11 protein-coding genes and 1 pseudogene are annotated in these 9,891 nt (G+C 61.7%); 4 read left to right on the top strand and 8 right to left on the bottom strand.

The features are described 5' to 3' along the window. From ROE7235_RS12410 to ROE7235_RS12400, 3 genes and pseudogenes are all read left to right on the top strand, one after another. Positions 1-201 (top strand): annotated as a pseudogene (locus tag ROE7235_RS12410) (IS630 family transposase); the annotation flags it as partial. Between the two features lie 11 nt (positions 202-212). After that, complete coding sequence (locus tag ROE7235_RS12405) at positions 213-959, top strand: GntR family transcriptional regulator (protein ID WP_121095841.1); 747 nt, start codon at positions 213-215, stop codon at positions 957-959. Continuing rightward, positions 946-1,410 (top strand): YaiI/YqxD family protein, encoded by a 465-nt coding sequence (locus tag ROE7235_RS12400; RefSeq protein ID WP_121095840.1) that lies wholly within the window; start codon positions 946-948, stop codon positions 1,408-1,410. The genes ROE7235_RS12405 and ROE7235_RS12400 overlap by 14 nt, the downstream gene beginning before the upstream one ends. Before the next feature lie 12 nt (positions 1,411-1,422). Here the strand turns inward: ROE7235_RS12400 and ROE7235_RS12395 are convergent, their stop codons facing one another. The 7 genes from ROE7235_RS12395 to ROE7235_RS12365 form a co-directional block, all read right to left on the bottom strand. Beyond that, complete coding sequence (locus ROE7235_RS12395) at positions 1,423-2,412, bottom strand: zinc-dependent alcohol dehydrogenase (RefSeq protein ID WP_121095839.1); 990 nt, start codon at positions 2,410-2,412, stop codon at positions 1,423-1,425. Positions 2,413-2,421: 9 nt separating this feature from the next. Continuing rightward, complete coding sequence (locus ROE7235_RS12390; RefSeq protein ID WP_121095838.1) at positions 2,422-3,177, bottom strand: SDR family NAD(P)-dependent oxidoreductase; 756 nt, start codon at positions 3,175-3,177, stop codon at positions 2,422-2,424. Further along, positions 3,177-4,493 carry a histidinol dehydrogenase gene (gene hisD / locus ROE7235_RS12385; RefSeq protein ID WP_121095837.1) on the bottom strand — a complete coding sequence of 439 codons (1,317 nt, stop codon included), beginning with the start codon at positions 4,491-4,493 and terminating at the stop codon, positions 3,177-3,179. Before hisD ends, ROE7235_RS12390 begins: the two co-directional genes overlap by 1 nt. Before the next feature lie 37 nt (positions 4,494-4,530). Further along, complete coding sequence (locus ROE7235_RS12380; protein ID WP_121095836.1) at positions 4,531-5,859, bottom strand: TRAP transporter large permease; 1,329 nt, start codon at positions 5,857-5,859, stop codon at positions 4,531-4,533. A 10-nt stretch (positions 5,860-5,869) separates the two neighbouring features. Beyond that, positions 5,870-6,376 (bottom strand): TRAP transporter small permease, encoded by a 507-nt coding sequence (locus tag ROE7235_RS12375; protein WP_121095835.1) that lies wholly within the window; start codon positions 6,374-6,376, stop codon positions 5,870-5,872. Positions 6,377-6,451: 75 nt separating this feature from the next. Next, positions 6,452-7,606 (bottom strand): TRAP transporter substrate-binding protein, encoded by a 1,155-nt coding sequence (locus tag ROE7235_RS12370; protein WP_121095834.1) that lies wholly within the window; start codon positions 7,604-7,606, stop codon positions 6,452-6,454. 25 nt (positions 7,607-7,631) lie between these two features. Next, positions 7,632-7,829, bottom strand: coding sequence for a hypothetical protein (locus tag ROE7235_RS12365; RefSeq protein ID WP_147434209.1), 198 nt, complete (start codon positions 7,827-7,829; stop codon positions 7,632-7,634). Positions 7,830-7,986: 157 nt separating this feature from the next. On the opposite strand from ROE7235_RS12365, the gene ROE7235_RS12360 reads away from it, so the two are divergent. Continuing rightward, positions 7,987-9,015 carry a LacI family DNA-binding transcriptional regulator gene (locus ROE7235_RS12360; protein WP_121095832.1) on the top strand — a complete coding sequence of 343 codons (1,029 nt, stop codon included), beginning with the start codon at positions 7,987-7,989 and terminating at the stop codon, positions 9,013-9,015. Here the strand turns inward: ROE7235_RS12360 and purU are convergent. Next, entirely contained in the window at positions 8,991-9,875 is an 885-nt protein-coding gene (purU, locus tag ROE7235_RS12355; RefSeq protein WP_121095831.1) for a formyltetrahydrofolate deformylase, read from the bottom strand. The genes ROE7235_RS12360 and purU overlap by 25 nt on opposite strands. Positions 9,876-9,891: the final 16 nt, after the last annotated feature.

Raw genomic sequence — 9,891 nt, 5'->3', positions numbered from 1 at the left:
CTCAATCCAATTGAACGTCTTTGGGCGGTCTTGCACCATTATGTCACCCACAATCGCTACTACCGAAGTCAGAAGCAATTCGCCGACGCCATCCTTGCATTCATGCGTGAGACCATCCCGCAGGAATGGAAGAAATTCCGCGACAAGGTGTCAGATAACTTCCGCGTCATAACACACGAGAACTTTCGGGTTTTGGAGTAGAAGAAGTATACATGAAATCGTTTCGTCCGGAGGTGTCCATGTCCCTGCGCCCAGTTTCTCAACCGCTCCACCAGCAGTTGCGCGACTTGATGTTGGCGCGCATCGAATCCGGTGAGTGGTCGCCGGGCACCTTCCTGCCATCCGAAACCCGGCTGGCTGAAGAATACGGCGTCGCAGTGGGCACATTGCGCAAGGCTTTGCTGGACATGGCCGCCGAAGGGTTGGTGCTGCGACGGCAGGGCAAGGGCACTGTTGTCTCCAGCCATGACAGCGACGCGGTGCTGTTTCGCTTCTTCAACCTGCGCCGCGCCGATGGCACCACATTTCACCCTGAAAGCAGGGTTTTGGACCGCGCATTTCGTGCAGCGACCCCTGCCGAAGCCACTGCGCTTGGCCTGAGCGTAGGAGCAGAGGTGATCTGCATCACACGCGTGCGCGACGGCGACGGCGTTCCGCTGATCTACGAAGAAATCCTTCTGGATGCCGCGCGGTTCGGTAGCCTGCTGACGCTTCCCGACCCATTGCCCAACACGCTCTATCAGCTTTATCAGACAGATTTCGGGGCCAGTGTTTACCGCGCGTTGGAGCACGTCACGGCAAGTGCGGCCGAAGACGGATGCGCGCGCGAACTTGGCTGCACACCGGGCACGCCGTTGCTGCGCGTGCACCGCGTGGCCGTGGACTACAACGGCGCGCCGCTGGAACTGCGGATTTCCTATATCAACACCGGCGCCGTGCATTACCATGCCGAGCTCTGAACCCGTCATCTATGTCGATGCCGATGCTTGCCCGGTCAAGGCAGAGGTTGAACGCGTCGGCACCCGGCACCGCGTGCGGATGGTGATCGTGTCGAATGGGGGCATACGCCCGTCGCAGAACCCGATGGTCGACACCGTGATTGTCAGCGCGGGCGCGGATGAGGCCGACAAGTGGATCGCAGAGCGCGCCGGACCGCGCGACGTGGTCGTGACCAGCGATATTCCCCTGGCTGCGAAATGCGTGGCCTCGGGCGCGCAGGTCTTGCGCCACGATGGGTCGGAGTTGTCAGAGGCCAATATCGGCAGCGTTCTGGCCACGCGTGACCTGATGGCCGATGTCCGCGCTGCAGACCCGTTCCATCAAGGGCGCGGACGCAGTTTTGCCAAGGCCGACCGTTCGCGGTTTCTGGATGGGCTGGAACGGGCCATGCAAAGGGCCAAGCGAGCCTAGGCCCCGTTCGCGTCAAACGACATGCAACACGATCTTGGCGGCATCCACGCGCCCAGCGTCCAGATCGGCAAAGGCTTGGGCACCGTCGTCCAGCATGCGGGATTCCACCCAGCCCAAGCCGCCCAATGCCCCTGCCGCAAGCGCGGCAAGAGCATCGGCAAAATCGTGTGGCGTGTAGCAATATGATCCGGTGACGCAGATTTCCTGCAACGTGATGCGGCGAATGTCGTAGCCGTCTTGCCCCGGCAAAAGCCCCACATGCACGATTACCCCACCGGGCCGAACCAGACGCGAGGCATCGGCGCGAGTGGCCGCGGCACCCACCGCGTCGATCACAAGATCAAACGCATCCGCGCCGGGGTCGTGGGTGGTCGGGTCAAAGGTCGCTATCCCAGCTTCCGGGGCAAGGGTGGCCCGCCGACCGAAATGAGGTTCGGCCACGTGAATGCTGGCTGCCCCCATATGGCGCGCGACCAAGGCGGCGGCGACGCCTATTGCCCCCGCGCCCTGCACAAGCACGCGCGGCGCCGCTTGGCCCAAACGTTCCAACCCGATGCGCACCGCGTGCCAAGACACGGCCACGGGTTCGGCCAAAGCCGCATCGCGCATCGACAGCCCCTCGGGGATCGGCAACAGGTTCCGCTCTGGAATGGTTACATATTCGGCAAAGGCCCCCGGACGCGGCGGCATGGAAATAATCGCGCGCGTGGGCGACAGATGCGGGCGGCCCGCCTTTGCGGCAGGGCAATCAGGGTCCACCACAAGCGGGTTGATCGCCACCGCCTGCCCCTTGCGCGGGCCGTCCGCGACAATGCCCGCCGCCTCATGACCCAGCACCAAGGGCGCGGGGCGGCGATCATCATGCCCGTGATAGGCGTGCATGTCGGACCCGCAGATACCCACGGCATGAACGGCGACCAGAACATCGTCATTGGTTGGCACGGGTACAGGCAGGTCTGCCAGTTCCATCTGGTTCGGCCCGGTGTAAACTAGCGCGCGCATGGTCTGTCCTTATTTCGCAGTAAAACCGCCATCGACGAAAAGCGTCTGCCCGGTGATGTAGCCCGACGCGTCGGAGCACAGGAACACGGTGGCGCCGTGCAGATCTTCCAATTCGCCATTGCGACCGATCGCGGTGCGCGCGGCATTGGCGGCGGCAAGGTCCGGGTTGCCAAAAACCGGCGCAGTTAGCGGCGTGGGGAAGAAGCCCGGCGCGATGGCGTTACAGGTGATGCCCTGGGGCGAGAACTCTTCCGCCATGGCGCGGGTCAGTTGCACAACACCCCCCTTGGCTGCCCCGTAAGGCGCGGAATTGGCAAACGCGCGCACCGATTGCAGCGAGGCGATGTTCAGCACCCGCCCCCATGAGCGCGCCGCCATGCCCGGTGCCAGATGCTGCACCAACAGAAAGGGCGCGCGCAGGTGCAAGGCCATGTGCAGGTCGAACGCCTCTGCCGTGACCTGCGCGTAAGGTTCGCGCAGGTTGACACCGGCAGCATTGACGAGGATGTCCACGTCGCCCACCGCTTGCGCTAGCTCTTTCAGCGCGGCAGGGTCAGCCAGACCGGTCGGGTGGGCGCTGGCGTCGATCTCATCCGCCGCAAGCTCTGCCACCGCCGCGTCCAGCTTGTCGGGCGCGCGGGCAGCGAGGGCGACAGACGCCCCGGCCAGCCCCAGCGCGCGCGCCATGGCCAGACCGATGCCCGAATTGCCCCCCGTGACCAGCGCGCGCCGACCAGTGAGGTCGAACAAATGCGCCAGTCGCATCAGACGGACTCAACCGGCGCACCAAGGTCGAAATTATGGCCGGGGTAATACTTTGCCAAGCGCGCGTCAGCGGTGCGGGCATGCGCCTCCATCCCCTCCAGCCGCGAAATGCGGGCGGTGCGGATGCCCAATTCCTTGCTCGCGTCGCGGGTCGCCTGCTGCCATGTCAGGGGTTTAAGGAACTTGTGCACCGACAGCCCCGCCGAATATTTGGCCGCGTATTTCGTGGGCAGGATGTGGTTCGGGCCGGAGCATTTGTCGCCGTAAGCGACGGTCGTTTCCTCACCCACGAACAAGCTGCCGTAATTGGTCAAGTTCGTCATCCACCAATCCAGGTCGGCGCAATGCAGCTCCAGATGCTCGGAGGCGTAGACATCCGACACCTCGACGATTTCGGCCCGCGTGTCGCACAGGATAACCTCGCCATAGTCGCGCCATGCGGCGTCGGCGGCTTCGCGCGCGGGTTCTGGAAGCGTTGCAATCAGTTCGGGCACGCGCGCGATCACGGCTTCGGCCAATGCGCGGTCATCGGTGAACAGCCACGCAGGGCTTTCGTGGCCGTGTTCAGCCTGCCCGACCAGATCGACCGCGACGATTTCGGGGTCTGCCGAGGTGTCCGCGATGATCCCGATCTCAGAAGGCCCGGCGAACACGTCAATGCCGACCTTGCCGAACAGCGTGCGCTTGGCTTCGGCCACGAATTTGTTGCCGGGTCCGACGATCACATCGGCGGGCTTGCCGGTGAACAGTCCATAGGCCATGGCGGCAATCGCCTGCACGCCGCCCAGTGTCATGACCACATCGGCGCCCGCTTCGCGCATTGCATAGAGAACGTATGGGTGCATGGCCCCGCCACGAAACGGCGTGGAACAGGCGATGACCGTTTCCACGCCCGCCGCCTTGGCGGTCGCTACCGACATGCAGGCCGACGCGATATGCGCGTAGCGCCCGGTTGGCACGTAGCAGCCCGCGACATTGCACGGCACCCATTTCTGCCCCGCCGTCAGGCCCGACGGCATGGTCATCTCAAAATCCTTGACCGAGTCGCGCTGCGCCACCGCAAAGGTGCGCACCTGCTCGACCGCAAAGGCGATGTCCTCTTTCACCTGATCGGGCACTTCCTCGGCGCGGGCGTCCATTTCCTCGCGGGTGACAAGGATCGCGCCGTCCCACTTGTCCAGTGCTTTGGCGTAGTGTTTGACCGCCTCTTCGCCCTCGGCCTCGATCCGGGCCAGCATGTCGTTGACCACGCGCTGCGCTTCTGCCGAGTTGGTTTCCGGCGTTTTTTCCGCTTTTTTCAGATAGGTCGTTGCCATCTGCTTTCCTTTGTTTTCTTGGGTTGGTCAGCCACGCTCAACGCATGAGCGGCGGCAAAAATGTGGTCGAAATCGCGGGGATGAAGGCAATCATCAGCACGACGATCAGCATCAGCAGCATGAAGGGAATGGCGCGGTGGGCGATTTTCAGGATGGATTCGCCCGTCAGCCCCGACACCACGAACAGGTTCAACCCCAAGGGCGGAGTAATGAACCCCACCCCCAGCGTGGTGATCATCATGATGCAGAACTGCACATCGTTCATCCCGATTTCCTGCGCCAGCGGGAACATCAGCGGCGCCAGGATCACGATGTTCGGCGTGGTTTCCATCACGCAGCCCGCGATGATCAGGATCGCGATCATCAGCAGGATGATGATGGCCGGATTGTCGGACACCGTTGTCATGGCGTAAACAAAGCCTTGCGGCACGCCGATGATAGCCATGGCCTGCGACAGCGGCAGCGAAAATGCGACGATGGGCAGGATGACTCCGTTGACCTTGGCGGATGAGATCATCATCGACGGGAAATCTGAAATCTTCAGCGTGCCCAGCAGGAACCCCATCAGAATGGTGACGGTCACGGCGGCCGCACCCGCCTCTGTCGGTGTCAAACGGCCAGAGAATATCCCCCAGAAGATGATGCCGGGGATCATGAAGGCATACCAGCCCTTGGCCAGAACGCGGCCTAAATTCGCGGCCCATTCGCCAAAGCTCATCAACTGCCCTTCGGCCTTGGCCATCTTGCGGCTGACAATGATGTTGGTGACAAGGATGGAGCCAAGGATCAGAACCCCCGGAATCACAGCCGCCTTGAACAGGGTGCTGGCGGATATGCCCAGCACCAAGCCGATCACGATATAGGCGATGGACGGCGGAATCAGAATGCCGGTGCACGCGCCCGCCGCAACCAGCGCGCAGGCATAGGGGCGGGCGTAACCCGCTTCGACCAGCCGGTCGATGGTCATGCGGCCAACGGCGGCAGCGCCCGCGGCGTCAGAGCCCGAGATGGCAGAGAACATGCCGCACACAAGCACGGTCGCGGACCCGAAGCCGCCCCGCGCCCAGCAGGTCAGCGCATCGGCCACGTCCAGAAACTTGCGAGACAGGCCGGTGCGGACCAGAACGTCACCCGTCAGGATGAACAGCGGCACCGCCGTCAGCGCGAAATGGTCGATGCCGCCGAACAGCGTTTCGCCAACAATGCCGACAGGCAGGGCTTGCGACATGACCAGAATGCCAATCGACGCCACGCCGATGCAGGCCCAGATCGGCACGCCCAACGCGATCAAAACGAAAAAGCCGATCAGCGGCAGGTAAAAATCCCAGCCCAGTTCGACCGTGAATTGTTCCAGTGTCCACAGCATTGCGGCCCCCTCAGTCGAACAGTTTTTCGCCGGTGAATGGCGGTTCGTCGCGTCTTAGGCTGCCGATGTCGCGCCAGATGGATTGCACCAGCCGCGCACTGACCATGGTAAACCCGATCGGCACCGCCAGCAGGAAATACACCATCGACACACGCAAACCGTGGCTGACAGAGCCGAACCGCATGGATGTTTCGACCGCGTGCCATGACCAGATGACAACGGCCACCGCGACCCCCAGCATGATCAGGTCGCCCAGCAGGTAAAGCAGCGTTTGCCCGCGATGCGGCAGCGCGTGAAAGATCACGTCAATGCGGATATGGGCCCGGTCCTTGATGGCGGCGGATGCGCCGATCCAGACAAGGTAGATGAAAGAGTAGCGCACCAGTTCCTCGCCCCAGATGGACGAATAGGCCAGAACCTCGCGGCGGATCACTTCGACCACCATAGTGGTGACGAGCAGGATGTAGAAAACAAGCAATGCCCAGCGTTCGGCATTGCGGTCCAATGCGCTCAGCATGGCCGCCCCCTTTGGTTCGGTGACTGGTCGGGTAAAATGCGCCGCCGGACCGTTTGGCCCGGCGGCGATCTGGGCTTAGGCGTCGTGCACCGGAATACCGGCATAGGTATCAGCGGCTTCGGCAAGCGCGTTGAAGCTGTCCATATCGCCTGCAAGTTCGGTCTTGAAGTTGTCCCACTCGCTGCGCTGGTAGCCCACGGTTTCGCGCCATTCGTTGAGCTGCTCTTCGCTCAGGCTGTGGAACTGCACACCGGCTTTGCGCATTTCGGCCATCGCGTAGTTGCGCGCCGAAGGCACCTTGGCAAGGTTCTGCATCATGGTGATGCGGCCGGCCTCTTCGATCCCTTCCTGCACATCCGACGGCATGGAATTGAACCATTCGAGGTTCATGGAATAGACTTGGCTGTCGGGCACCGGCTGGTTGAATGTGACATGGCTGAGGATGTCGCGGAAGCCGAACACGTTGAGCGCGCCGACCGACGGGTCAAGGCCATCGGCCACACCTTGCGTAATCGCGGACGGGGTTTCGCCCCAAGCGACCGGCGTAGGGTTCGCACCCGCCATCGAGTAATATTGCTGCAACATCTGCGAGCCGGGGACGCGGAATTTCACGCCTTGCAGATCAGACGGCACCAGAACCGGGTTTTCAATGCCACGACGCAGCGCGATCACGCGCGGGTCGATGACGATGTAGAACAGAGGCTTGAACCCACGCTCTTCGACCTTGGGGTGAACGCGGTTGATCCATGTGTCGGAATTGACAAGGTTTACGAAACGCTGGTTCGACCCGCACAGGTAAGGCAGGTTGATAAGGTCCACAGTCGGCGCGAAAGGCGCGAAGTTCGACAGCGAATGCTGCGCGCACTGGATGGCGCCATTCTGCACGCCGCTGACCAGCTCACCGCCGGACCCAAGCTGACCACCGGGCGCCAGACGCACATAGACTTTGCCGTTGGTGGCGTTCTGGATGTTCTCCTTTAGGTCAAGCTGCATGATCGGATAGCTGCGTGTCGCACCTAGAACATAGGCTGTCGCGACGGTCATGATATGCTCTGCGGCCTCTTGGCGCTCACGCTCTTCGGCGGCTGTTTGCGCGGCTGCCTCGGACGACCACAAAGTGCCCGCAGCGCCCGCGACCAACGCCGCTGTGAACCCGCCGGTCGAGGCGAGTTTCAGGAAATTGCGCCGCTCCGCGCTTTGCAATTCCGTATGTGTCGTCTTATCCGTCATGACCTGTCTCCTCCCTAGATGTTGGTCAGTTTTTATTGCGCTCGCGCGCTTCGCGCCCAAGGCTGCCTGCGGCGAAAGTAATCACCGCAATGCCCAGCAAAATCGCCTCTTGCTGAATACTGATAATCGGGCTGCGCGTGCTGGCCGCATAAATCACATGCCCGAAATAGCCTGAAAACAGCGCCAAGGACGCCAGCAAAGCCAGATTCTCCCATCGTGGCATGATGACCTCCCTCATGCTTGCCGCGTGCCGTTTCCGCTTCCTGTAAACGCTTACATACGGAGCGAATCGAGTCAAACAATTTCTATATAGTTTAGATAAAATCTTTGGCCCGCGCCCGCGGTCATGCTATGTAAATTTTACATTTCAAGACGAAAACATGACGAAAAGATCCAAACCCACACTGATCGACATTGCCGCCGCCTGCGATACGTCTATCGCCACAGTGTCGCGCGCGCTGTCCAAGCCGGGCCTTGTTCAACCCGAGACACTGGAGCGTGTCCGCACGGTTGCGGCCAGCATGGGCTATGTGCCCAACCGGCGAGCGCGGGCTTTGGTGTCGGGGCGCTCGAACACCGTCGGTGTCGCGGTACCCACGCTCAACAGCCCGATTTTCTCTGCAACATTGCAGGAAATGCAAAAGGCGCTCGCGGCCAACGGCTATCAGCTTCTGATCGCCTCGCACGAATATGACCCGGCGGCAGAGGCGACAGCTTTGGCGCAACTCATCTCTCACGGGGTGGATGCGCTGGTCGTGATCGGCGCCGCGCGCCCGCAATCGACCTGGGCGCAAATCGACAGCGCCGAAGTGCCACTGGTGCAACTTTGGGAAGGGCGGGAAGGGTTTGACCGCGTGCTGGTCGACAATCGCAGTGCCGGCGGAATGGCTGCGCAACACCTTCTGAACCTTGGGCATACGCGCATTGCCGTCATCTGCGGCGATCTGGCGATAAACGACCGCCAGGCGGCACGGGTGGACGGCATACGCACAGCCATTCATGCGGCGGGGCTGGCATTGCCCGATGCGCAAATTTCAGAGCAGGCCCCCAATGTCATGGCCGGGCGAAGCGGCTGCGCTGCATTACTGGAGCAATCCCCCCGCCCGACCGCGATTATTGGCGCAATGGACATGCTCGCGATGGGCGCGATGCTCGAAGCGCAATCCCGCGGCATTTCCGTTCCGGACACCATGTCGTTTGTCGGGATCGACAATATTGATGTGACCGCACATCTGTCGCCCGCGTTGACCACGGTGGATATACCGGCCACCCGTATCGGGGCCGAAGCCGCCGCAATGGTTCTGCGGCGGCTGACCGATGACACGCCGGAGTGCGAAAGCGTGCGCCTGCCGATTACGATGGTCGTCCGGCAATCGGCCGCGCCCTACCCCATGCGTTCAGACGCGTAAGACCCTGGAGAGGCCGGGAACACCACCGTCTTGTTGCCGTTCAGGAACACGCGCCGGTGGATATGCGCGTGGATCGCACGGGCCAGAACCTGGCTTTCCACATCACGCCCAAGGCTGACATAATCGCTGGGCGACTGCGCATGGGTCACGCGCACGATGTCTTGTTCAATGATCGGCCCCTCGTCCAGATCTGCCGTCACATAATGAGAGGTCGCGCCGATCAGCTTCACCCCGCGCTGGTAGGCCTGCTTATACGGGTTGGCCCCTTTGAAGCTGGGCAGGAAGCTGTGGTGGATATTGATGATCCGGCCCGACATTTTCTGACACATCGCGTCGGACAGAACCTGCATGTAGCGCGCAAGAACAATCAACTCCGCGCCGGTCTGCTCGACCACTTCCATGATGCGGCCCTCTGCATCCGGCTTGTTGGCCTTGGTCACGGGAATGCAATGGAATGGAATATCGTGGTTCACGACAACCTTCTGATAGTCCATATGGTTAGAGATCACGGCCACGATGTCGATGGGCAGCGCCCCGATCCGCCATCGATAGAGCAGATCGTTCAGGCAATGCCCGAAGCGCGACACCATGATGATGACCTTCATGCGCTCTGCTTCGTCATGGAACGCATATTCCATCCCGAAGCGCGCACCGATCTCGGCAAAGCCCGTTTGCAGACTGTCGAGCGTCGCCGCCTCTTCGCTGGCAAAGCTGACCCGCATGAAAAAACGGCCGGTTTCCATATCGTCGAATTGCGAGGAGTCGGTGATGTTGCAGCCATGATCTGCCAGAAAGGCGGCAATGGCAGCGACAATCCCACGCGTGCTGGCGCAGGTGACGGTCAGAGCAAAACTATTCATCGGAAGTCCTTTGATA

This window comes from Roseinatronobacter ekhonensis, from assembly GCF_900499075.1.
GTDB classification, from domain to species: Bacteria; Pseudomonadota; Alphaproteobacteria; order Rhodobacterales; family Rhodobacteraceae; genus Roseinatronobacter; species Roseinatronobacter ekhonensis.
This window is presented reverse-complemented; position numbering and strand designations above follow the sequence as displayed.